The sequence below is a fragment of the Aquabacterium parvum genome, from assembly GCF_001447195.1.
Taxonomy (GTDB): domain Bacteria; phylum Pseudomonadota; class Gammaproteobacteria; order Burkholderiales; family Burkholderiaceae_C; genus Aquabacterium; species Aquabacterium parvum.
This window is the reverse complement of sequence record NZ_LFRI01000144.1, coordinates 17,610-42,628: the sequence shown is the minus strand read 5'-3', so window position 1 is coordinate 42,628 and position 25,019 is coordinate 17,610. Positions and strand designations below refer to the sequence as shown.

Below are 25,019 nucleotides of genomic sequence, written 5' to 3'. Positions count from 1 at the left end.
CTCGCTCATTGACCGCGTGGCCAGCTCAGGGGTGGCTCAGGTGGTGGCCCAGTGGCTCGCCGGGGCCGCGTCCAGCGCCACGCCCAGCCACACGGTCATCCCCAACCAGTGGTTCAGGCGAAAAGCCTGAAAGCACGACATGCGCTCGCGGTGGCGGATCAGCTTGAAATGCCACAGCGCCTGGGCAGCGGCCAACATCAGCGAGGCGTCGAACACCCAACCACGGCCGAAGGCCTGGCCCGCCTGCCACCAGCACCCCACGCAGATCGCGTAGAAAGCCATCACACCGGCCACATCAAAGCGGCCCAAGGTGATCGCCGAGGTGCGCATGCCGATCTTGAGGTCGTCGTTGCGATCGACCATGGCGTACTCGGTGTCGTAGGCCAGCACCCAGGCGAGGTTGCCCAGCACGATCCACCACACGGCGGACGGCACGCTGCCCTGCACCGCCGTGAAGGCCATGGGGATGCCGAAGCTGAAGGCCACGCCCAGCACGGCCTGCGGCATCGAGAAAAAGCGCTTGGTGAATGGGTAGACGATGGTCACCGCCAGCGCCCCGAAGGACATGGCGATGGTCTGCCAGTTGGTGGTGAGCACCAGCGCGAAAGACACCAGCGCCAGCGCCGCGCCCACCGCCAAAGACTCTTTGACCGAGATGCGGCCGCTGGTGACCGGACGCTGCGCCGTGCGCTCGACATGGCGGTCGAAGTCGCGGTCGGCCACGTCGTTGACGGCGCAACCAGCGCTGCGCATGAGGATGGTGCCCAGCGTGAAGACGGCCAGCAGGTGCCAGCCGGGAAAGCCGCCTGCCGCCAGCCACAGCGCCATCCACGTGGGCCACAGCAGCAGCAACCAGCCCTGCGGGCGGTTCCAGCGGATCAGGTCGAGGTACAGCGAGCCGCGCTCGCGCCAGGTCAGGGTGCTCGTGTTCACGCCGAGATTATCGGGCGACCGCCTGGCCCTGGGCCACTTGCGTCGCGGGCTGTGTGCTCGAGGACTCGCCAGGCTTGGCCTGGCCCTGCCCTTCCACCCAGCCGCCACCCAGCGCCTTGTAGACACTGATGTGCGCCTGCTGGCGCGCCAGCTGCGCCTGGATGTGGGCCTGCTGCGCCGCGAACAGCGCACGTTGGGCGTCGAGCAAATCGAGCTGGCTGGCCACGCCAGTGTCGTAGCGCAAGGTCGACAGGCTCAGGCGGGCGGCTTCGGCCTGGGCCTGCGCCAGCTGGGCCTCGGCCTGCTCGGCATAAGTCTGGCGCGCCACCAGTGCATCGGCCACTTCCTTGAAGGCCGACTGGATGGCCTTGTCGTACTGTGCGATGGCGATGTCGCGGCGGGCCACGGCGGCGTCCACGCCGGCAGCGGTGCGGCCGGCGTCGAAGATGGGTGCCAGCAGCGAGCCACCGAAGCTCCACGCAAAGCGGCCGTCGGTGAACAGGTCGCTCAAGGAGTTGCTCACGGCACCGGCGCTGGCCGTCAGGCCGATGCGCGGGAAACGGGCAGCACGCGCCGCACCGATGTTGGCGTTGGCCGAGATCAGTGCCTGCTCGGCCTGGGCCACGTCGGGGCGCTGCAGCAACACCCCGGAGGACAGGCCCACGGGCAACTCGCTCAGGCCCGGCCACAGGCTGGCTTCGACGAACTGCTCGGCCGCCTTGCTGCGGGTTGGCCGGGCGTCGGAGCGGGCCTCGGACGCAGCAGGCGCGGCACTCGCAGCGGCCTTGGCCAGCGACGCAGGCGCGGGTGGCAACCACTCGGCAGGCACCGGCTTGCCCACCAGCACGGCCAGCGACTGCTGGTCCTGCGCGAGCAGGCGCTGGGCCTGGGCACGGGCCACGCGAGCGGCTTCAACCTGGGACTGCGAAGAGCGCAGGTCCAGCTCGTTGAGCACGCCGTTGTCGTACTTGAGCTGGGAAAGCTTGAGCGCGTCCTGGCGGGTCTGCAGCGTCTGCTCGGCCAGCGCCAGCTGCCAGCTGTCGGCCCACACGGTGTAGTAGGCGTTGGCCACGGCGGCCACGAGGCTGATGTGCGCGGCGCGGCGGGCCTCTTCGGAGGCCAGCACCTGGGCAGAAGCGGCTTCAGTCAGCGATCGCACGCGGCCGAACAGGTCGAGCTCGAAAGTGGGGATGACCAGCCCGCCGGTGACCTGGGTGCCCAAGGCATAAGGCGGCGCAGCCGAAGGCTGTCGGGTGCCGCTGATGCTGGCGTTGACATTGGGCACGCGGTCGGCGGCCTGGATCTGGTAGGCCGCACGCTGCGCTTCGATGGTCAGGATGGCCACACGCAGATCGCGGTTGTGGGACAGCGCCTCGCAGATCAGCGACTGCAGGCGCGGGTCAGGGAAGTACTCGCGCCAGGGCACGGCGGCGATGTCGACGGCCGGGGCTTGCACCTGGGCACTCGAGGCGTTCGTTGGCTGCGAGGCTGCAGCAGCCTGCGGCAAGGCAGCCGGGACCGGCAGCTCGGGCCGCTGGTAGGTGGGCGCCAAAGAGCAACCCGCCAGCGCCAGCACGGCAGCGGCGCTGATCAGGCGACGAACCGCCAGGCGATCGACAAACGAAGCAACAGAAGCGGTGGGCGCCACGGGCACCAGGGACTCAGGCATGGTTGGACTCCAGGTCAGCGGCGTCTTTCGACACAGGCTTGCCAGGGAAAAATCGACGGATGACCACGAAGAATACCGGCACGAACAGCACGGCCAGCACCGTAGCGGAAATCATGCCGCTCATCACGCCGGTGCCGATGGCGCGCTGGGCGGCCGAGCCGGCACCATTGGCCAGCACCAGGGGCAGCACACCCAGGATGAAGGCCAGCGAGGTCATGATGATCGGGCGGAAACGCAGGTGGCAGGCCTGCAGCGTGGCCTCGTACAGGCCCATGCCCTTTACCTGCAGCTCCTTGGCGAACTCGATGATCAGGATGGCGTTCTTGGCCGACAGGCCCATCACCGTGATCAGGCCGACCTTGAAGTAGACGTCGTTGGGCATGGCGCCCATGAGCGCACCGACCAAGGCGCCGAAGATGCCCAGCGGCACCACCAGCAGCACGGCCATCGGGATGGACCAGCTCTCGTACAGCGCAGCCAGGCACAGGAACACCGCCAGCAGCGAGAAGGCCAGCAGCATCGTGGCCTGCGAGCCCGAGAGCTTTTCCTCACGCGACAGGCCCGTCCACTCGATGCCGATGCCCGGTGGCAGCTGCTGCGCGATCTTCTCGATCTCGGCCATGGCCTGGCCGGTGGAGTAACCCTGCGCCGCATCGCCCGAGATGCGCATGGCCGGGTAGCCGTTGTAGCGCACCGCCTGCATCTGGCCCTTGATCCAGCGCGTGCTGGCGAAAGCCGACAGGGGCACGCTCTGGCCGCTGCCGTTGACCACGTTGATCTGCAGGATCTGCTCGGGCTGCATGCGGTCTTTCGCATCGGCCTGCACCACCACGCGCTGCATGCGTCCGGCATTGGGGAAGTCGTTGACATACGCCGAGCCCAGGGACGAGCCCAGCGCCGTGCTGATGGCATCAAAGCCCACACCCAGCGCAGCGGCCTTGTCGCGGTCGATGTCGACCTGCAACTGAGGCGCGTCTTCCAGGCCATCAGGGCGCACGCCGGTGAGCACCGGGTTCTTCATGGCCATGCCCAGCACCTGGTTGCGCGCGGCCAGCAAGGCATCTGGGCCCAGGCCGGCGCGGTCCTGGATGCGCACGGCAAAGCCCGTGGCATTGCCCAGCTCGCGGATGGCCGGCGGGTTCAGCGGGAAGATGAACGCATCGCGGATGCCGGCCAGGCCAGCGAAAGCACGCCCCACCAGGGCTTGCGCCGAGTTCTCTTCACCCGGGCGCTCATGCCAGTCTTTCAAGGTGACAAAGCCCAAGGCCGCGTTCTGGCCCGTGCCCGAGAAGCTGAAACCGACCACGCCGACGATGGACTGCACTTGCGGCTGCTTGAGGAACCAGTCTTCGACCTGCTTGACGACCTGCTCGGTGCGGTTGTTCGTGGCCCCCGGCGGCAGCTGGATGTTGACGATCAGGTTGCCCTGGTCTTCGCTGGGCAGGAAGGATGACGGCATGCGCACGTACAACCAGCCCACCACCGCAATGAGGGCCACGTAGATCAGCAGCACACGGCCACCGCGGTGCACCAGCTTGCCGGCCCAGCTTTCGTAGCCATGCGTGGTCGACTTGAAGAAACGGTTGAACCAGCCGAAGAAGCCACGCTTCTCGTGGTGGTCTTGCGACACCGGTTTGAGCAGCGTGGCGCACAGTGCAGGCGTGAGCGACAGGGCCAGGAAGGCCGAGAACAGCATCGAGGCCACCATCGACAGCGAGAACTGCCGGTAGATGTTGCCCACCGAGCCCGAGAAGAAAGCCATCGGGATGAAGACCGAGACCAGCACCACCGTGATGCCCACGATGGCACCGCTGATCTGGCCCATGGCCTTGCGCGTGGCGGCCAGCGGGCTCAGGCCCTCCTCCACCATGATGCGCTCGACGTTCTCCACCACCACGATGGCGTCGTCCACCAGGATGCCGATCGCCAGCACCATGCCGAACATGGTGAGCACGTTGATCGAAAAGCCCATCACCGACATCACCCCGAAGGTGCCCAGCAGCGCCACGGGCACCACCAGCGTCGGGATCAAGGTGTAGCGGATGTTCTGCAGGAACAGGTACATCACCAGGAACACCAGCACCACGGCTTCGATGAGGGTGTGCACCACCTGCTCGATCGAGATGGCGATGAAGCCCGAGGTGTCGTAGGGCACGGAGTAGTCCACGCCCGAGGGGAAGTAGCGACGCAACTCGTCGAGCCGCTTGCGCACGGCTTCGGCGGTGGCCAGGGCATTGCCGGAGGGCGACAGCTGCAGGCCGATGCCCACCGCTTGTTTGCCGTTCAGGCGCGCATAGGTGCCATAGGTCTGGGCGCCGAGCTCGATGCGGGCGACGTCCTTGAGGCGCACCGTGGCGCCGTCGGCCTTGGCGCGCAGCACGATGTTGCCAAACTGCTCGACCTTGGTGAACTGCCCACTGACCACGACCGTGGCCGACATGGTCTGGTCGATCAGGTTGGGGCGCTCGCCGATGCCGCCAGCGGGCACCAGCGCGTTCTGTGCGCGGATGGCGGCGTTGACGTCGGCCACGCTCAGGCCGAAGGACACCAGCTTGGCCGGGTCCACCCAGATGCGCATGGCGCGCTCGGTGCCGAACAGCTGCGCCTGGCCAATGCCGGGCACGCGCTGCATCTCGGGCACGACGTTGCGCGAGGCGTAATCGCCCAGCGCGATGGGGTCGTAGGCCGGGTTGGTCGACGACAGCATCACGAACATCAGGAAGTTGCTGCGCGACTTGTCGACCTTCACGCCCTGCTGCGTCACCGCTGAAGGCAGGCGCGGCGTGGCGCGTGAGAGGCGGTTCTGCACCTCGACCTGGGCCAGGTCGATGTTGGTGCCGGTCTCGAAGGTGACGGTGATCTGCGCCGTGCCGTTGGCCTGGCTGACCGACTCCATGTAGGCCAGGCCAGGCGCGCCGTTGAGCTCCTGCTCGATCACGCTGACGACGGCGTCATCCAGCGTGCGGGCTGAAGCACCAGGGTAGGTGGCGCTGATGACCACGGCCGGCGGCGCCACGTTGGGGTACTGCGCGATCGGCAGCTGCGTGATCGCCACGCCGCCGAAGACGAGGATGAACAGCGCGATCACCCACGCGAAGATGGGGCGCTCGATGAAGAAACGTGCCATGCGGGGCCCCCGTTCAGCGAGAGGCGGCCGGGGCGGGAGTCGGCGCGGCAGAAGCCGAGGCGGATGCCGCCGAGGCCGCCGAAGGAGCCGCAGGAGCACTGCCACCCTCGGTGCCCGCACCACCGCCCATGCCGGCGCCCGCCGGAGGCGCCTGCCACGGCACCGCCTTCACAGGGCCCTTGCCACCGGCCATCATGAACTTCTGGAAGCCATCGACCATGACCTGCTCACCGGCTTGCAGGCCGCCGAGCACGACCCACTGGTTGCCACGTGCGCCACCGAGCTTGACGGGGCGAGGCGCGACAGAGCCGTCCTGCGCCACCACCAGCACCGTGTCGGCCTGGGCACCGCGCGTGACGGCTTGCTGGGGCAGCAGCACGCCGCCGTCGACCTGCGCCTGCTCCAGGCGCACGCGCACGTACATGCCAGGCAGCAGCAGCCCTTGCGGGTTCGGCAGCTCGGCGCGCAACGAAACCTGGCCCGAGGTGCTGTCCACGCTCAGGTCGGCGAACAGCAGCCGGCCGGGCAGCGGGTACTCGCGGCCATCGTCGAGCACCACGCGCACCTCGGCGGCGTTGGCGCCAGCCTTCTTGAGCGCACCTGCCTGCAGGGCCTGGCGCAACTTGAGCACCTCGGTGGCCGACTGCGTGAAGTTCACGTACAGCGGGTGCACCTGCTGGATCAAGGCCAGCTGGGTGACCTCGCCCTGCCCCACCAGCGCACCTTCGGTGACCAAAGCACGGCCGATGCGACCGGAGATGGGCGCCGTGACGCTGGCGTAACCCAGGTTGATGCGCGCGGTCTGCAGCGCGGCCTTGGCGGCGGCCACGTCGGCCTGGGCGGCGCGTTGGCTCACCTGGGCATTGAGGAACTCTTGCGGGCTGATGGCCTTGGCGGCCTGCAACGGCTCGTAGCGCTGCACCAGGGCCGTGGTCTGGGCCAGGTTGGCTTCGGCGCGTGCCAGCGTGGCCTGGGCGCTGTCCACCGTGGCCTGGTAGGTGGCCGAGTCGATCTGGAACAGGGGCTGACCGGCCTTGACGTCGGCACCTTCGGTGAACAGGCGCTTTTGCAGGATGCCGGCCACGCGGGCGCGGACCTGGGCGGTGCGCAGGGCTTCGAGGCGGCCCGGCAACTCGGCCATCAGGGGCACCTCGCCGGGCTGCACCGTGATCACGCCGACCGGCAAGGCTGGCGGCGCCGAACCGGCGGCCGCCTGCTGACCACCCTCCTGCTTGCTGCAAGCCGAGAACAGGGCGGCAGCAGCCACCAGAGAAACCCACATGCAAAAACGTCGCGCCATGCTCACCTCGACAAATACTTGCCTAGTCAATTGTTAGCCTGCCAATGTACCCACAAATGGCAGAGGATTTGTGAAGGCGGGCGGAAAAGCCCCGCCTCAGGCTGGGGCCAATGCGCCGTCCGAGGACTCGTCGAGCGCGCCCCCGCTGGCGGCCAGGTGGCCGTCGTCAGCCCAGCCCACCATGGTCAGGCCATCCGGGCTGTAGAGCAGCCGGTTGATGGTGGCGTTGCCGATGGTCCAGCTGCGCGGCGCCGTCAGATCAATGCCGTTGGCCGCGCGGTAGAAACAATCGAGCACGCCACCGTGGGCCACGACGACGATGGTCTGGCCCAGGTGACGCTGCGCCAGGCGCACCAGGGTGCCGACACAGCGATCATGGAACTCGGTGAGGGTCTCGCCACCGACCGGACCATAGGCCGGGTCGCGTTGCTTCCAGCGCCGGGCCTGATCGGGCCAGCGGCTGTGGATCTCTTCGTGGGTGAGGCCTTCGAGCTCGCCGAAGTGGCGCTCGCGCAGGCGCTCTTCGAGCCGCACCGCCACCCCGGCCGCGCGGCCAATGGCCTGGGCCGTGAGGTGCGCACGCTGCAGGTCGCTGCTGTAGATGGCCTCGATGGCTTCCTGCGCCACCGCAGCGCCCACCCGCTCGGCCTGCCACAGGCCGGTGTCGTTGAGCGGGATGTCGGTGTGTCCCTGGATGCGGGCTTCGCGGTTCCAGGCGGTTTCGCCATGGCGAACCGCGATGAGTCGGGTGACGGCGTCGGTCATGACGGCATCATGCACCAGCCATGCTGCACCGCACAAGAGCGGGTTTTTCAGACGCGAAGGCTCAGACGCCCCACACGATGGGCTTGTTGCCCGCCTGGGCCTGTTCGATCAGGCGGATGAAGGGCGCGGCGCGCTGGCGCAGGCTGACGGGCTCGTCCTGGAAACCGACGGGGGGCTTGTCGTCCGGGCGCCGTTCAGCGTTGGCGGCATGGGCGCCTTCACCCGCTTGGGGCAAGTCAGGTGAAGCAGGCGAGTCGGGCAGCTGATCGGGGTCGAGCGAGCGAAAGGTGGACAAGGCGTGCGGCATGTCGGCCACCTCGAGGATGCCGGGCTGCGCAGCGGTCTTGCCCAGCAGTTTCAACAAGGCCTCGGCGTGCGCCGAGAGCATCACGAGGTTGCCTGTGGCCTGGGATTTGAAGGTGACTGGCATTTGGTCATTGTGCGCCGACTTGCAGGCTCATGGCGCGCACACCGACAGGTGTCACGCAGGCATCAAGGCGCGGGCAGGCGGTCCTGCTGATGAAAGCGTGCCGCGTTGAGCCGATCGAGCCACTTCTCGCTGATGTTCTCGACGTCCACCAGGCCAAAGCCCAGCACCACCGCCTGTTGTGCCGCGGTCTCGGCTGGCTTGCGGCTGCGGTACATCTCCACCACGGCCACGCCGGTGTCGTAGAGCTGCTGGTTGCGCTCTTGCAGGATGCGCTGGCGCTGCTCGCTGGTTTCGAGCAACTGGCGCACGGCCCGCAGGCTGCGCTGGCCGTCGCCCAACTCTTTGGCCTGCTGGGCCTGCTGCGCCTTGGCATCGGCCAGCTGCTGCTGCAAGGCTTCGAGCTCACCCTCGAGCTGCTTGACGCGCCCTTGCGATAGGCGCGACTGCGCCTGGGCGCTGGCCAGCAAGCCCGATGTCTTCTGGGCTTCGGCCTTGTCCTTGAGCGCAGCGTCGCGATCGGTGGCGCATTGCGCGCGCTCGCGCTGCAAGGTGGCGACCTCGTCCTGTGCGGCCCGCAGCGCCAGCTGTGCGCGGCGCAGCGCTTCTTTCTCGCGGCTGCCTTTGTCCTGCGCCCAGCCTGTTGAGGCGATGGCGCAGGACGCCAGCACCAGGGCGGCCATCAGCCCAGGGCGCCACCGCCTGATCGCGGTGTGATGTGGGTGTGCGTTCATGTCGAGGCTCCGATCAGAAACGCGAGTTCAGCTCCACCTGCAGCACGTCGACGCGCTGGCGGATGCTGCTGAGGTTGGGCACCTCAGCGCCGTCGCTGAGCGTTTCGGTGCGGCCGTCGGTGAGGTTGCGGGTGCTGGTCAGGCGCAAGCCCAGCGAGGTGCGCGGGCCCACGTAGTAGGCCCCGCCCAGCGTCCAGCCAACATAGTTGGTGCCGCCCAGGTGCCAGGTGGTGTCGGTGAAAGCGTCCACCCAGGCATCGCGCTCGAAACGGCGCCAGCCGAGGTAGGCCGACCAGTCGCCCAGCAGCTCCTGCTTGGTCGAGCCGATCTGCGCGCGCGCTTGCCAGGCGTTGGTCTTTTTGGCCAGGTCGATGTTGGCGCCGGGCTGGGCGCGGCGACGGATGTCGGCCTGGCTGAAGCCGGTGTTGTGGATGAAGTCGGCGCTGATGCGCATGCTCAGGCCTTCGAAGCCCTGGTGGTTGTAGGCCGCACTCAAGGTCAAGGGCCTGAACTTGCTGGCCAGGCCCCAAACGGGCGCCACCGCCGTGGCTGAACCCGCAGCAGCCACCGGCTGGTTGATGCGGATGAGCGTGTTGCCGCGCTGGCGAACGGCCTTTTTGTATTCGCTGGAGAGGTAGCTCTTGTCGGCCGCACTGAAGGTGTTGGCCGTGTCCCGGTACATCGGGTCGAAGTTGCCTTCGATGTTGTTGAAGTCGTAGTAGCCCAGGCCGATGTCGAACTGGCTGCTGGCGTCGGGCTTGAAGATGGCGCCCACCTGAGCGCCATACAGCCAGGCGTCGGCCGCATCGCTTTGGAACTCGCTGAGCGGGAAGGCACCGGCGTTGACGAACACCTTGTTGGCGTCGTTGAAGGCGTGCGTGGCCTTGACCGCCACGCCATCGAAGTTCATGTCGTCGGGCCAGATCAGGTCGCCACCGAAGTAGGGGCTGCTGAAGCGCCCAACGGTGGCCGTGACGTCGGGCTGGTGCGGCGTCCACTGGATCCAGGCGCGGTCGAGCAGCACGCTGTAATTGCTGAAGTTGCCGTTGCTGCCGCCCAGGGTCTGCGAGGTGGACAGCGCTTGCGCGTTGCCGGTGCTCAGGCGCAAACCGGTCTTGAAGCCGAAGGCCAGGTCGCTGGTCAGGCCGAAACGGGCGCGCAGGGTCATGCGGTCGCGGCGGTCCTGGGTGTTGGTCAGGTCAGGCGACCAGGCGATGGGGCCCTCGTAAGCGGCGTCGTTCTGGAAGGCCAGGCCTTCGCCTTCGGCGGCCGAGACGTTGCGGCGGTCCCAGTCTTCCGACTGCAGGCGAAAACGCACGTCGCCTTCGAAGTTGATGCGGCGTGCCCAGGCCGGCAGCGCACCCGGCTCGCCCCATCGCTCGGAGCGCGCCTGGTTGAGCACCTCTTGTTTGATCTCGTCGCGCATCTGGTTGCGCAAGGACTCCGGCACGTAGGGCACGCGGATGACACCGCCGCGCGGTGCCGCAGCCGTGGCGGACGCGGGGGCTGCGGGCTGCGCCGCTGCGGCGTCGGCGGGTGCGGTGTCTTGCTGGGCTTGCTTGAGCAGTTGCTCGGCCTTTTCCTGAGACAGCAGGCCGCCATCGACCAACAGCTTGATGAGGTTGAGCGTGGTGCCGCGCAGGCGCTCGAGCTCGGCGCGCTCATTGGCCACGGCCGGGGCAGACAACAGGCCGCACAGCAGGGCCGCCGCCACGGTGATGGGCCTCATGCCGAGGCGACGGGTGGAGATGACTTCAGGCATGGTGATCAATCGTTCAGGGAGGTGATTCAGGTGGGCACTCAACCGTTGAGCGGGTTCACGGACAGGCGCATCTCCAGCGGCTGAGGCAGGCCCGCTGGCGGCACGAGCCGAAAGCCCTTGCTGATGTCCTGCATCGCGGCACGAACCTGGTTCTGTGCGGCGGCGTCGCTGAGGCCCTTGACCTCGTATCGGTCGATGCGTCCGGATGCATCGATCCAGATCTGCAGGCGGGCACCCAGGCGGATGACGTCACGGGCCAGGGTGCGGTCGAGTTCGGCGCGCAAGACCTGCTGTGCGCTCTTGGCATAGAAGTTGAACTTGGCGCGATCGCCCGCAGAAGGAGCTGAGGCCCCGTTGCCAGCACCGATGGCGCCGCCCTTGTAGTCGCTGCTGACGCTGCCGGCCGAGAAGGCACTGGGGCCGTCGCCAGCGGCGCCTTCCATCTTCAGCTGTTGGGGCTCGGGCGGGGCTTCGGCCAGTTTGGGCTGGTCTTGCGGCTGGGGGGTGTTGTCCTGGGGCTTGGGCTCGGGCGGCTTTTCCGGCTTGGGCGGAGGCGGTGGTGGGGGCGTGTCGGGCAGCACCGCGATCTTGACCGTCTGTCGCTTGGGTGCAGCGGGGCCCGAGCCCATGAGGCTGTGGACCAGCACAGCTGCGCCGATCAGGCCCAGGGCGATGCCGCCAGGCACGATGAAGCGCGTCAGGCCAGGCTTGCTGTCGTCGTCGTTGGAAGCGTTGATCGACATGTTCAGGTCCCGATGCGCGAGGTGACCAGGCCCATGGACACCTCCAGCTTGTTGCACAGGTCGATCACGGTGACCACCTCGGCGTAGTGCGAGCGGGCGTCGCCCTTGATGGCCACGCTCATCTTCGGGTCGCGCTGCTTGGCTTGCAGCAGCTCGCTTTCAAGTTGCTGCACGGTGACGGGCACGCCGTTGAGCAGCAGCTGCCCGCCCGGCATGACCTGCACCACCTTGAGGTCGTGCTTTTCGGTGCTGGGGGTGTTGCTGGGCTTGGGCATGCTGATGCTCAAGCCCTGCACCGACGCCGTCGTCATCAGGATGAAGACCACCAGCAGCACGTAGGCCAGATCGAGCATCGGCGTGACGTTGATGCTGTCGTAGGGTTTGGTTTCGTCTTGGACTTGCATGGCCTGCTTTCACTGCATCGCTGCTTCATTGCGCGCGTTTGGTGGCCAGGCCGATTTCGGTGATGTCCAGGCGCTTGGCGATCTCCAGCACCTGCATGACCTTGTCGTACTGGGCGGCGGCATCGGCCTTGAGCACGACGGGCAGCGCCGGGTTGGCAGCCTTGTGCTGGGCCAGGCTGGCTTGCAGCTCATCGAGGCTGACGGGGTAGGCGTCCAGGTAGACCTGGCCGTCGGCGGTGATGGTGATGCCCTTGGTCTGTGGCTTGGCCAGGTTGTTGGCGGCCTGCGTGAGCGGGCTGTTGACCTTGACGCCCTGCACCGAGGCGGTCGTCATGATGATGAAGACCACCAGCAGCACATAGGCGAGGTCGAGCATGGGCGTGACGTTGATGTCGTCGTACGCCTGCAGGTCGCCTTTGACGTCACCGGCCATGTCAGCGGGCTCCGTGGGTTTCGGCCACGCGGGTGACGAACTCGTCGACGAAGATGCCCATGTCCGACGAGATGTTCTTGATGCGGGCGGCCAGGTAGTTGTAGCCAAACAGCGCCGGGATGGCGACGGCCAGGCCGGCCACGGTGGCCAGCAGGGCCGCCGCGATGCCGGGGGCGATGGCGTTGACGTTGACATCGCCCGCTGCCGCGATGGCCGCGAAGGTGATCATCACGCCCACCACGGTGCCCAGCAGGCCCAGGAAGGGACCGCCCGAGATGGCGATGGTCAGCAGCACGATCTTGCTGTTGAGGGTGTGGCTTTCGCGGATGAGGTCGGCGTCGACTGCGGCCTTGACGGCGTCGATGGAGGCACCCGAGAGCTTGGGGGCACCGGCTTGGCCCACCTCGCGCTTTTTCAGCTCGCGCAGGCCGGCCTGGTACAGGCGAGCGAGCTGCGAGTGCTTCATGCCGGAGGTCTCGACAGCGAGCACGTCGCGGGCGTTGCGGAAGTTTTCCAGGAACTTCAGGTTGTCCTTGTCGGCGCGGCCCACCAACACGGCCTTGTCCCACATCACCCATGCGGCGATGACGAACATCACGGCCAGGATCACGATGACGACCCAGGCGTCGACGGTGAGGTTGTCGACCAGGATGGCGAAGTGGCCGGCCTCGCTGTGGCCTTCACCGGCTTCGGCGGTCTCAGGCGTCTGGGTGTTGGCCAGCACCAGTTTGGCGTCGGCGCTTTGCGCGGCGTGGGCGAACTTCAGCCAGTCGGCGCTGCGCACGGAGGTGGCCACTTCCAGTTGGTCCACGAGGCCGCTCAGGCCCTGGCCCACGGACACCGGGCCTTCGATGGGCGTGACCGCAGCGGGCACGTCGGCCTGTGCGGCTTGCACGCCGTTGATGTAGAGGGTGAGCTTGCCGTTGCCCACCGTGACGGCCAAGTGCGCCCAGGCCGAAGGGGGCAGCTCGCCACCGGACGCCACGACCGCGTCGAGTTGCGCAAAGGCTTTGCCACCGTCCAGGTTCAGGCTCAGCGCGCCTTGCTTGAACAAGGTGCCCGTGAGCGCCTCGGGCTTGAACCACAGGCTGACGCTGTAGGGGCCGCTGCCGGCGGCCTTGAGCTTGTCGGAAGACCACTGCAGCGGCTCGCCGTCGAGGCGGGCGGCCACGCCGATCAGGCCGTTGACCTCTCGCACCACGGGGCCGGACGATGCGACCTGACCCGATGCGTCGGTGGCGGGCTCACCGGCTTTGCCAGCGAAGGTGATGGCCGCAGCCATGCCGCCGTCGAACAGCGCGGGGCTGGTGGCCTCGGCGGCTGCGGCTTCGTTGCCAGCGTAGACGTGCACGACGTTCTTGTCGGTGCCCGGCAGGGTGTTGGGCAGCTGAACCCAGACCACGGCCAGTTCGTTGGCGCCGTCAAAGCGTTCGACCCAGAACTTCAGGGGCGTCTTGTCGTCGGCGGCGACCACGCGCAGGTCGGCACCATCGGGCTTGGCGCCCAGGAAGTCGAAGTTGCCCGAGTGCAGGCGCACCGGCACGACGACACCGGAGAGGGCTTCTTTGGTTTCAACGCCCGCAGCGGTGGTGTTGAGGACCACCTTGGTGCGCTGCGTGTAGTCGGCGTTCCACCAGGCCTGGGCGGCGCCGGGCATGAGCGCGGCGGCAGCAAGAAGGGACAGAAGGTGTTTGCGCATGGTTGGCGTCATCCAGATCAGTTCAATTCAGGGGAGGTGTCACACCGCCGGGTCCGTCGGGATCACGGACAAACCCGGCATGTTTGCGTCTTCACGTGACAGCATCACGACAGGTTCGCGTCACTTCTTCTTGTCGTCGCGTTCGCTGTCTTCATCCTTGTCCGAGCCGAAGCCCAGGAAGTCGAGCAGCAGTCGGCGTTTGGGCGTCGACGTCCCGCGCGATTCGGCCTGGCTTGGGCCCGCCGCGGTGGCGGACTGACCTAGGCTGCCGACATTGGTGGCGGCGTTGCCCACGGTGGGCGGCGGCGCCAGGTTGCCGCCACCGGCGATCTGGATGTCGTTGGCGCCAACGATGGTGGGGGCGTCGAGGGTGATGCTGCCGCCGGCGCGGATGCCGGCTTCACCTGCGTTGATCTCGCCGCGCGGTGCGAAGAGGTAGAGCTTGCTGTCAGGGTCCAGCGCAGCGATGCCGGAGCCCGAGAAGGACCCCGTGGTGTCGACCACGAGTCGACCATCGACGACGCGGACCACCGGCGCCGGGGCCCCGGTGACGGTTTTCGAGCCCTTGCCTGCATCGATGTTGCCGAACGAGGCCCACAGCAGCATGTCGCCGTTTTCGACGACGAAGATGCGGGACTGGTTGACCTCGACGCTGTCGCGCACCACGCCGGTGATGTCGCCACCGGAGGTGGTCACGATGCCCAGTTTGGCGGCAGCGGCCGAATCGGCCAGGCCGGTCAAGCGGCCCACGTTCATGCCCCCATGCGGCGTGAAGACGTTGATTTGGCTGTTTTGCTGCGTCTTGATGCTGCTGGCGCCCATCAGCAGGCTGCTGGTGTCCTGGCTGCCCGGGAAGACGGTGGCCAAGGCGTTGAAGCCGCTCTGGTAAGCGTCCAGCTTGGCGTCAGGGGTCTTTTCTTGTGTGGCATTGATGCCGGCCACGGTCAGCTCGCGCTTGAGCACCTGGTTGGTGAAGAGCAGGCGCTGCTCCGCGCTCAATTGCTCAAAGGCTTGCAGGGCTTGTGCGTCGCCCAGGTCCGTGGTGCCCGTGCGCAGCTTGAGGTACTCCGACAAGGCCAGCGCGTAAGCGCCACCACGTGCCTTGGCCATGTCCAGTGCCGTGCCGCGCTGCACCTCGGGTGCCACGGCTTGGGACCACGCCGGGGCGAGCACGCTGCCCAGCAGCGCAGCTTGTTCGCGCTGGGGCACGTTGGCCAGGGCCGCCAGGGCTTGTGCGGTGCTCAAATCAGGCTTGGCGTCGCGCCCTTGCATGTAGGTGAGCACGGCAGCCTCGAAGGCCTGCGCGCCCACCAGGTCGCGGGCTGCGGCGAGCTGCTCGGCAAAGCCCTGGCCGGCAAACGCCTGTGCAGCCGCCGAATCCAGCCCCGGCACCGCCTGACCGCCTCGAGCCGCCAGCAACTGGGCATACAGGTCGGCCGGTCGGTCGGCCACACCCGCGCCACCCAGCAGGTGGAAGAAGCGCTGCTCGGCCACGCCGAAATCGCTGGTGCCAGGCTGCACACCGGCCATCACCGTGAGGTTGGCGCTGCCCTCCGGCAAGGCGCCGTTTTCGCGGTTGCCGTTGGTGTCGATGCCGTCTGCGGCCGTGAGGTTGACATCGCGGCCGGCCACGAACAGCGCGTCACCAGGGCCGCGAACGCGGGTGGTGCCGATGACGTTCAGGTCGCGCCCTGCCTGCACCAGGGAGAGCTCGTTGCCGTCTTGCTGTTGCACGAGCAGGCCGAGCAGGTTCACGTCTTTGCCCGCGATGATGCGGGTGGCGTCGCCGACTTCGGCGCGCAGGGTCACGTCGCCGGTTTGGGCGATGAGGCGGACGGGTTCGCGGCGGGCGTTTTCGAAGCTGCCTGCGGTCAGGGCGTCACCACCGCCAGGTGAGTCCTGGATGGTGAAAGTGCTCAACACATCTGAGCGCGCCCATTGCACCCCTTCACCAAAGGGTGAATTGGCCCACACTGTGACCCCAGATGCCTTCAGGTCGCCACCAGCCAACACGTCCAGGGTGGCACCGCCGGACTGCGGCATCTGGTTCAAGTAAGCGGCCAAGATGTCTCCGTGAGGAGCCGCCAGCCTGCTTTGTGATGGCAGAGCGGAAACAGCCTTCCGCGTGGAATCAACCCTGGGCGGTTTGACAGCGTTCAGGGCGATGCTGCCCGAGGCAGAGGTGAGGTTCAGAGAAGCATCGCTGCCCAGGCCCGCGATGCCGACCGAGTTGGTTGCAGAGTCATTCGCCGAGCCATTGCTTGTGTCCCTGCCGTGCAAGCCCGCCTCGGTGATGAGGTCAACCAGGATATCTTGCCCCGCTTGGACCTGCAATTGCGTGTTCTCGTAGAACAGCGAGACAGCCCCCTGCGACGACGTGCCTTCGATGTTGAGACCCGCATCGACCCGACCTGTGCTGCCCCCAACCTTGGCCAGCAGGCCCGCGATGTTGCCGTCGGCGCTGACCTCGACATCACCACCGCCGAAGCGACGCACCACGCCAGCGTCGTCCTTGTAGCCGCTGGTGGCGGTCACGAAGCCCATGTCCACCACGTCGCCACCCGCGCGGGCGATGATGTCGCCCCCGCCAAAGGTGGCCACGCCCATGTCGAACAGGTCGTAACGCGCCCACCAGGACTGGCTCTTGTCGGCGTTCACATCGGACTTGTGGAAGGTCCAGTCACTGACGAAACTGGCATTGCCGACGCTCTGGGTGCGCAGGTCACGACCGGCCTGCAGGCTCACGCTGCCACCGCCCAGCATGAAGGGCAATTGACGGGTCGTGTTGACGCCGTTGCCTCGGGTGATGAGGCTGGCGTGAAGCTTGGGGCTGGATGCATTCCCTCTGCCGAAGCCTTCGGCGCCGGGCACCTGCTCGGCGCTGGCCAGCAGGCCAGTGGTGTAGACGGTGGCGCGGTCGTTTTCGAGCACCACGTCGCGAGATGCCACCAAGTGCAGGTCACCGGTGGTGCTGCGCACGAAGACCTGCTTGGCCGAGGTGGGCTCGTCGGCCGGGTCACCGATGCGCACATCGGCCGCGGTGCCCGCTGCGGTGGCAGCCACGTCGGCGCTGCCCAGCTCGGCGCCAGCCACCAGGGTGATGTCCGAACCGGCCATCAACGGCAGGTCGGCTGCGCCCACCTTCATGGCATTCGACAGGGTGGTGTTGGCTGCGGCAGATGCCTGCGCGGTGCCGGGCAGCGGCACATTGACGAAACCGCCCGACAGGCTGGCCTGGATGTTCAGGTTGCCCGCGCTGACGATGCTCAGGCTCATCGGCGTGTGGGCACTGGGCTTGACGACGAACTGGCTGCCGCTGGATTCCTTGACCAGCTCGGTCAGGTTCCAGTCGGTCGACAAGGTGAGGTCGCCTTCCGACTGCAACACCTGGGCGGACTGGACCTTGGCCACGGCGGAGGCTCCCAACTTGCCGTTGGCCACCTTGTTGAGCGTGTCCAGGGCCGCTGCCGATTGCTGGAAGGCCTCGCTGCGGGCCTTGGCGTCCGTCAGCACCTGGGCCGACAGGTCATCGACCGTGGTGCGCTCTTCGCCCTGCACGGTCAGCGTGCCCACGCCAGTCAAGGTGGACTGGATGGCGGCGACGCGGCTGTTGCCCACGCCCTGGTCGCCATCGACGGCACCGTCTTCGCGCACACCGGCGCGCAAGGTCAGGCTGCCATCGGCACCTGTGGTGCCGCCCGAGGCACGCACATCGGCCTGCTCGTTCAGGCGCAGCGCGCCAGAGCGGCTGGCCAGGGTGATGTCACCACCCGATTTGGCAGCGCCTTTGGCCGAAACATCGAGCGAAGCACGGGTCTGTCCGTCGGGGATGCTGTCCTGGCCGATGTCGAGGTCACCCGCGGCGCTGATCGAGATGCGACCGCCAGTGCCGCCGGAGGCATCGATTTGCCCCAGGATGTTGACGTTGCCGCCCGAGCTGGCGTCGGCAGCTCGGTCCGCCACGAGGCGCACGTCCTGGGCCACCAACTTCTTGCCGGCCGACAGGGTGATGTCCTGGCCGTCGCGCTGCTGCAGGTCAAAGGCGCGAGATGCGTTGGCGCGCGCAGCCGCTGCGCCAGCCTGCGTGGCGGCGGCTTGGGCCGAAGCGTTCAGCCGGTCCACCAGGCCATCGAGCGAAGGCGCGGTGCGTGCGTCGATGCGCAATGCCCCGCCACGCTGGTTGGCATCCGACAGCAGGCGGATGTCACCCGCCACCTTGACTTCGCCCTTGGGTGCGAGCAGGCGGATGTCGCCGGCTTCGCCGCCCGCCAGGCCCGATGGCGCCGAGGCACTCAACAAGCTACCCGCTTGCACGTCGATGCCACCCTGGGCAGCCTTGGCCTGGATCAGGCCGGCGGCGATGGGCACCGTCACCCCATCGACCTGCCAGCTGGCGCCGTCGGCCAGGGTGCGCGAGCCCGATGAGAAGGTCACGTCGCCGGTGCTGGCTTCCAGCTTGATGGCACCAGAGGTGACTTCGAGCAGGCCTTGCTGGCGCAGCGAAGCGCCGGCCAACTCGATCTGGCCACCGGTGCCCACGCTGGCCTTGCTCACCGGACCGGCGGCGGTTGCCTGCTCGATGGTCAGCGCGCCCTGGCCCGACTTGATCTGCGCCACGGCGCCGTGGCCGGTGGTCACCGACTGGGCACTCAGGTTCACCGCCGCATCGGCCTGCAGGCCGGAGGCGATGGCGCGCGAAGTCTCCTTGACGGTGGTCTGCGTCACGTTGTTGACAACTTCACTGGTGGCGTCGGCGTAGTTGCCAGGGTCGGCCGCCAGCGTCACCGTCGTGGTCTCGCGGCGGCTGCTGAGCACCACGCTGCCGGCCGCAGCCAGGTTCACCTGGCCCGCACCCTGCGTGGCCACGATGCCGTCATCGAAGTGGATGTGGCCGTCCTGTCCACCGGCGCCGGTGGCTGTCAGGTTCAGCGTGGCGGTGCCGCCCTGGGCCGAACCCTTCGCACCACTGGTGTTGCGCAGGCTGAGCGAACCAGCGGTCACGCTGTTGGTCGAGCCACTGGCCTGCTTGAGCTCGGGCGTGTCCAGCGTGAGGGATTGCTGCACGGTCAGGTTCTGCCCGCTTTGCAGCTCGACGCCCCGGAAGGCCCTCAGGGTCAGGCGATCGACCTGCGCGAGCTGGGCCAGCAAGGCGCTGCCCACTTGCAGCGGCGCAGCCTGCCCCGGTGTCGTGGCCACGTCTGCGTCGCCCAGCACCACGCGGTCTGCGCCCAGCGTCAGGCTGTCTGCCTGCAGGCTGCTGGCTTTGTCCAAGGCAGTGCTGCGGGTGCCTTCGACCACCACGGTGCCGCCCTTGAGCACGGCGCCCGCGCCCACGCTCACGTCACCAGCCGATCGGTCGATGAGCGCGCCTTCGGTGCTGACGCGACGGGTCTGCACCTGGGCGTCGCTGCTGACGCGCACCAGGGCGCCATTGCCTTGCGCCGTGCTGTCTTCGGCCACGAAGCTGGCCTGGTTGGTTTCGGGCGCACTCAGCGCCGCCCCGGCGTTGACCGTCACCTTCGAGGTGCCCGCCAGGATGACGTCGTTCAGGGCCAGCGGGTTGCTGGCGTCATTGGCCAACGTCACCTCCTTGGCCTTCACGTCGATCAACCTGGAGCCGTCCGCAGCCTGGCTCGAACGCAGGCCGCCGATCAACAGCGAGTCCACCCCGGTGCGGTTGAGCTGGGCCACGTTGAGCAACAACGTGTCCTGCGCCGCGACCTGAGCCGGGGTCAAGACCCCGCCAACCTGGACCTTGTCGGACGAGATGTTGAGCTCGCCGCCACGTCCGCCAGCCAGGCGGTCGAAAGCGAGGTCTCCCTCCAGGTTGATCTTTTGCGCGGCGATGTTGAGGGTGCCCGCGTCCACGGCCCGGCGAGCAGGCGCCACGCCTTGCCGCGCGGCCTTGGCGTTGACCAGGTCGTCGAAGGTGGTGGTCTTGATCTCGCTGAAGCGCAGGGCTTGCTCGCGGTTGATCACCTCGAAGGTGGCCGGGGTCGAAGACAAGGCGCCGCCCGTGCTCCCCACGGTGGCCCCCACGCGCACGGCGCCGGTGGCCAGGGTCAGGGCGTCACCGAAGTTCAAAGGCGTGGTGGTGCTGGTGCGGCGCACCAGGTAACCACCAGCCAGCAGCGCATAACGTGCAGGCAGGACGGTGTAGGTGCCCGCCGGGATGGGGCCACCTTCACCAAAGGTGATGGTGCGCGTGGCCGAGGTGTCGAGCACGCTGCTGTCCAAGCCCGATCCGGCCAGCACGCCAGCATCCACCCCACCCAGGCCCTTGACGCTGGGCACCACAGCAAAGGTGCCGCTTTCGTAGGTGCCATGGAAGATGTCGGACGAGCCGCCTGGGCCTGGCACGAACTCCCAGGCCAGCAGGTTGCCGCCGGCCGACAGGTCCACCTTCGCACCCGATTCAACCGACAGCTCGCCGCCTTCGGCGTCGAACGTCACCGTCTTGGCGGGCGGTGCGGTGATGGCCACGCCGTTGAGCTGCCAGTTGGTGCCGGCTTCGGTGGTGGTGCCATAAGGCACCGACAGGCCCGCGCCCGAGACCGACAGGTCGGCGTTCTCGGTCAGGGTGATGTCTTTGGACTTGAGCGTGATCTGCCCGAAGGGGGCGCGCACCACGCCGTCCACCGTGATGTGGTCGGCCGCCAGCGTCAGGCTGCCGCCTGCGGACAGCGGCAGAGGCGCCGCGCGGTTGCCGCCGGTGATGGTCAGGCGGTTGCCATCGGTGGCCACGCCGCTGAGCTGCACGCTGAAGTCGGTGGCCGTGGCGACGTTGACCTGGTCGGCGTCCAGCGTGACCTGGGTGGCGCCGGTGTTCAGGCTGCCGGTGTTGCGCGACTGGCTGATGGCGTGAAAGCGGATCTCGTCACGCGCCTGCAGGGTCAACTGGTCGATGCCTTGCGTCACCTGGAGACCGGACAGGTCCACCACGGCGCCACGGAGGGTGACGCCGCCCTGCCCGCCCGTGGCCACGCGCTGCGCGCCGAGGGCCTGGTCGGTGTTGGTGCGCGCCAGGCGACCTGCTGCGGCCAGCACGGCCTGGCTGTTTCCTCGTGCAGCCAGGACGGGCGAGTCGAGCGTCATGTCGCCCTGCACCGACAGGTTCACCTTGCCCACGGTGGCAATCTCGTCGTTGGACTTGAGCTTGAGGTGGGCGAAGCCGCCGGCCTGGACCATGTCAGCGGAGACCACGACCTTGCCCGCTTGCACGATCTGAGGCGCCAGCGCCTGCTGAACCTCCAGGGCGGCGATGGGGTTCTTGGTGCTGCCGCCATCGGTGATGCTCACGCTGAGCGCGCCGCCTTGGGCGCCAGCACCGCCAGCCTTGGCCTGGTAGCTGCCCGCCAACGCAGCACCCTGGGCGCCCACGTTGATGGCGATGCTGCCGCCATTAGACGCCACGGTGGTGCGCTGAACACGCACCTGCCCCAGGCTGTTTTGTGCTCGGACATCGATCGCATCCTGCGCTCCATTGGCAAGCAAAGTGGCCTGCTTGACCACCTTTCCGTCCTTGTCCACCTGACGTTCAAACACCAGGGGCGTGGTGGTTTGAAGGGCAACCGGCGTCATGACGTTGATGACGCCCCCATCAATGACCGAGCCAAACCGCTGCGAGCCGACGTTATTGGCTGACAGCACCGTGACGCCAGACACATCGAGCAACGCGCCCGCGCCAAAGCGGTAGGTTCCGCCGAGCCGCTCATCCGGCTCCCCCCCGTTGAAAGGAGTGACCAGCCCCGTGGTGATGCTCCCGCCTGCTGCCCGCACCGCGCCGTCCACCTCCAGGCCCACGCCACCGAGGAGCGTGACACTGCCACGCAGGCCCATGTCAATCTCCGCGCCCGATTGAATGCGCAGGCGACCGTTCTGATCAGACTTGACACCCTCGACACCTGAGGCACCGAGCGACAGGCTGCGCTTGGGCGCCAGGTTGTCCGCCTGCACGCCCGTGCTGACGTTGGCCGACAGCTTGCTGCCGGTCGCGGCGTTCAGCAGTCGCGCCTTCGCCAGCCACTGCGCCACCTGAGGCTTGATGCGCGCGCTGCCGTCCACCGTCAGGCGCCGCACGCCGTCGATGTCGAACTGGCTGAAGCCGCCCTGGTTGAAAAAGCCACTGCCCAGCACGAAGCCGTCGATCGCCGAGCCCTTTTTCAGCGCCGGGGCGTCCGGCCCCACGATGTCGACCTCACCGACCTTGAGGGTCAGCTTGCCCGTGCTGGCGTCGCCCACGTCGTTGAAGGCCTTGGTGGTGGTGCCGGCCAAGGTGTGGCCTTGCAGGCTGGCGCCCAGCTCGACCGCCTTGAAACCTTGATCCTTGGCTTCGGAGTTGGCCGCCAGGCTGATGCTGCCAGCGCGCGTGCCAGTGATGCCACCCGTGGTGGACACCGTGGCGCCGCCCGAGACGTCGATGGCCGTGCCGGCCTGCAGGTCCAGGCCTGCGGCAGAGCTGATCGTGACCTTGCCGCCCGCGACAGCCGTGCCCGCCTGGCCCCCATCACGCCGCTGGTTGACCACGTCACCGGCAACGTCGATGCGACGCCCTGCCGCCAACGTGATGCCACCCGCAAATGGCGGGGAGCCAAAAACCGACTTCGTGGTGACCGATACCGACGCCCCAGCCCCGCTGATGTCCCCGCCCAGGTAGATGCCGTCCTCACCAGCTGCCGACAGGGTCAGGCTGCCGCCGCGCTGCAAAGCGATGTTGGCACCGTCCTCGATCTTCAAGCCGCCTTGGGTGGACACAGTGATGTCGCCCGCGCCGCTGGCGTTGAACCAGTCCACGGACACGCTGCTGCGATCTGGCAGGGTCGCCGTCAGCGGGTTGACCCAGTCGACCGCAGGCGAGGCTGCCCCAGGTGCACGCACCGTGAGGCCGCCGACCAGGTTGCTCAGCACGCCCAGGCCCAGCTTCATGGTGGCCAGGCTGGCGCGGGCATCCACGCCCGTGCGCTGACGTTCACCCTGGATGACGTTGGCGCGCACCTGGCCATCGAGCACCATGGTGGGAGCGTGCACCAGCAAGCCGCCGCCGCTGACGCCCTGGGTGTAGCCCGCTTCCACCTTGGTGGGGTTGGCCTGGCCCTGGTAGACGTTGCCATAGCGGGTGGCGTCGGCGTCCTGGTAACCCGACACGCCCACGATCTGCACATCCGTGCGCGCGTTGTTCAGCGTGTAGGCCTTGCCGTCGGCGCCCAGCAGGCGCGTGGGGGCCACCACCGCCTCGGTGAACGTGACCTTGCCGCCCGAGACGTCCACCTGGCTGCCCCCCTGCATCAGCACGGCGCCCGTGGAGACGATGTTGACCTGGCCACCCTGGGCCATGCGCTCGCCAGCCGTGGTCTGGATCGAGTCCTTGTAACCCTGATGGGTGGCGGCTTCGATGACGGCGGGCGCGCTGCGCACGTCGTAGACCACCTTCTTGTTGAGCAGCTCGCCGTCTTTCAAGAAGGGGTTGCTGGCCAGGTCGCCATTGCGCAGCAGCTCCGTCTGCACGAAGTTGCGTGCCACCGAAACCGTGGTGTCGGTGGTGCCGGAGACGTCGATGCGGGCGCCTTCCTGCATCACAAAGCGTGCGCCATCGGCTGCTGCGCCGGACACATAGGTCGGCTCTGCAGCCATGGCGTTGTAGCTCGGCGTGGTCTCGGCACGCACGTTCACATTGGCCGCCGGCGCCTGGATGCTGGCACCTTGCGTCACCACCTGGCCTTGCGCGTTGCGCACCTGGCCTTCCATCAAGATGGTCTGACCCTGCAGTTCCACGCGAGACTGCGTCATCTTGACCGAGCCACCTGCCGTCACGCTGTTGTCGGGCGTGATCTCGATGCCGCTGCCGCTGGTGAGCACCAGCGTGCCCGTGGTGCTGGCACGGGTGGTGTCGTCGCTGATGGTGCCGGATCGGGCCAGCAGGAAGACCGAGCCGTTTTCCTGCACGCTGGTGGTGGCGCGGATGGTGCCACCCTGGCGAACCGTGTTGGCCATCAGCGTGGTGTTGCCCCGTTCGGTCAGGATGGTGCCCAGGTTGCTGGCTTCGCCCTCGTTGCCCCGGACCTCGAACAGGAAGCCGCGCAAAACCGGCTGGCTGGTGTTGACCTCGGACGCGTAGATCTTGGCTTCCTTGTCCGGCGACTTCAGGTAGACGGCGTCGCCAGCCAGCAGGGCCGTCTGCCCACCCGGGGTGCTGATGGTGCCGGCGTTCTCGACCTTGCGGGCCATCAGGAACACGCTGCCACCCGACGGGGTGGTGATGGTGGCGCCAGGGGCCACCCGCACGTAGTTGGTCGGGTGGTCGAAGGTGACCGGGGTGTCTTCGCCGCTGAGGTCTTCCCAGACGTAAACCGGGGTGGTGCGGTTGTCGAGGTCGGTCAGGCTCAGGAAGTCTTGATCCGAGATGTTCAAGGTGCTGGCCACCAGGCCCTGCACGTTGACCTGTGCGCCCTGACCGAACATCACGCCGTTGGGGTTGATGAGGTAGACCGAGCCATTGGACTTGAGCGTGCCGTAGACCTCGCTGAGCTTGGTGCTGCCGATGACGCGGTGCAAAGACGAAGAGCCCGCTCCGGGCGTCTCGATTTCGAAGGTGGCTGACGAGCCGATGTCGAAGGACGACCAGCTGTACAAACCAGCCTTGCTGGTCTGCACCAATTTCATCGACACGCTCTGGAGCTTGCCATCGGCATCGCGGAACTCGACCTTGGGGCCCAGCTTGCTGTTTTGACCCGCCGGTTGGAAGCTGAAGGTTTTGCCGCGGATGGTGCGGGTGCCTTGCAAGTCAACGGGCAGCACAAATTTGTCCGGTGCCGCCCACGCGGCTTGCCCCATCAACAGACAGGTCGCCGCACCCGCCAGCGGACGCAAACTCCAGCGGCGATCACGCCGGATGCCCGCCCAGGCTTTCAGTCGGCGGGTGAACGCTGCACGGCGGCCCTCACGCAGAGCGGAGCGACGACGAACGAAGGCGCGGAAAAAAACAACCATGGCGGGCCTCATGCAACGGGGGTGACCGGGGAGATCG

General features: G+C 67.6%; 13 protein-coding genes. All 13 read right to left on the bottom strand.

All coding sequences use genetic code 11. From position 1 onward, the window contains the following. Positions 1-36: 36 nt before the first annotated feature. The gene (gene ubiA / locus ABG80_RS04720; RefSeq protein ID WP_058086607.1) at positions 37-933 is read right to left on the bottom strand and encodes a 4-hydroxybenzoate octaprenyltransferase; all 897 of its coding nucleotides are present in this window, start codon (positions 931-933) and stop codon (positions 37-39) included. 7 nt (positions 934-940) lie between these two features. Then, entirely contained in the window at positions 941-2,602 is a 1,662-nt protein-coding gene (locus tag ABG80_RS04715) for a TolC family protein (RefSeq protein ID WP_083505820.1), read from the bottom strand. Then, positions 2,595-5,729 (bottom strand): efflux RND transporter permease subunit, encoded by a 3,135-nt coding sequence (locus ABG80_RS04710; protein WP_058086606.1) that lies wholly within the window; start codon positions 5,727-5,729, stop codon positions 2,595-2,597. Before ABG80_RS04710 ends, ABG80_RS04715 begins: the two co-directional genes overlap by 8 nt. Positions 5,730-5,742: 13 nt before the next feature. Next, positions 5,743-7,029: an efflux RND transporter periplasmic adaptor subunit gene (locus tag ABG80_RS04705; protein WP_083505819.1), complete on the bottom strand. Its 1,287-nt coding sequence runs from the start codon at positions 7,027-7,029 to the stop codon at positions 5,743-5,745. Positions 7,030-7,125: 96 nt separating this feature from the next. Continuing rightward, entirely contained in the window at positions 7,126-7,794 is a 669-nt protein-coding gene (locus tag ABG80_RS04700; RefSeq protein WP_058086726.1) for a histidine phosphatase family protein, read from the bottom strand. 61 nt (positions 7,795-7,855) lie between these two features. Then, the gene (locus tag ABG80_RS04695) at positions 7,856-8,224 is read right to left on the bottom strand and encodes a DUF1840 domain-containing protein (RefSeq protein ID WP_058086604.1); all 369 of its coding nucleotides are present in this window, start codon (positions 8,222-8,224) and stop codon (positions 7,856-7,858) included. Between the two features lie 62 nt (positions 8,225-8,286). Further along, positions 8,287-8,955, bottom strand: a complete 669-nt coding sequence (locus tag ABG80_RS04690) for a hypothetical protein (RefSeq protein WP_152987467.1) — start codon at positions 8,953-8,955, stop codon at positions 8,287-8,289. Between the two features lie 13 nt (positions 8,956-8,968). Continuing rightward, positions 8,969-10,717: a putative porin gene (locus tag ABG80_RS04685; RefSeq protein WP_152987466.1), complete on the bottom strand. Its 1,749-nt coding sequence runs from the start codon at positions 10,715-10,717 to the stop codon at positions 8,969-8,971. A 38-nt stretch (positions 10,718-10,755) separates the two neighbouring features. Then, positions 10,756-11,460, bottom strand: a complete 705-nt coding sequence (locus ABG80_RS04680; RefSeq protein ID WP_058086601.1) for a hypothetical protein — start codon at positions 11,458-11,460, stop codon at positions 10,756-10,758. 2 nt (positions 11,461-11,462) lie between these two features. Beyond that, entirely contained in the window at positions 11,463-11,864 is a 402-nt protein-coding gene (locus ABG80_RS04675; protein ID WP_058086600.1) for an ExbD/TolR family protein, read from the bottom strand. Between the two features lie 25 nt (positions 11,865-11,889). Beyond that, positions 11,890-12,297 carry an ExbD/TolR family protein gene (locus ABG80_RS04670; RefSeq protein WP_058086599.1) on the bottom strand — a complete coding sequence of 136 codons (408 nt, stop codon included), beginning with the start codon at positions 12,295-12,297 and terminating at the stop codon, positions 11,890-11,892. 1 nt (position 12,298) lies between these two features. Next, positions 12,299-13,996, bottom strand: a complete 1,698-nt coding sequence (locus ABG80_RS04665; protein WP_058086725.1) for a DUF2341 domain-containing protein — start codon at positions 13,994-13,996, stop codon at positions 12,299-12,301. A 120-nt stretch (positions 13,997-14,116) separates the two neighbouring features. Further along, the gene (locus ABG80_RS04660; protein ID WP_058086598.1) at positions 14,117-24,982 is read right to left on the bottom strand and encodes a filamentous haemagglutinin family protein; all 10,866 of its coding nucleotides are present in this window, start codon (positions 24,980-24,982) and stop codon (positions 14,117-14,119) included. Between the last annotated feature and the right edge of the window lie 37 nt (positions 24,983-25,019).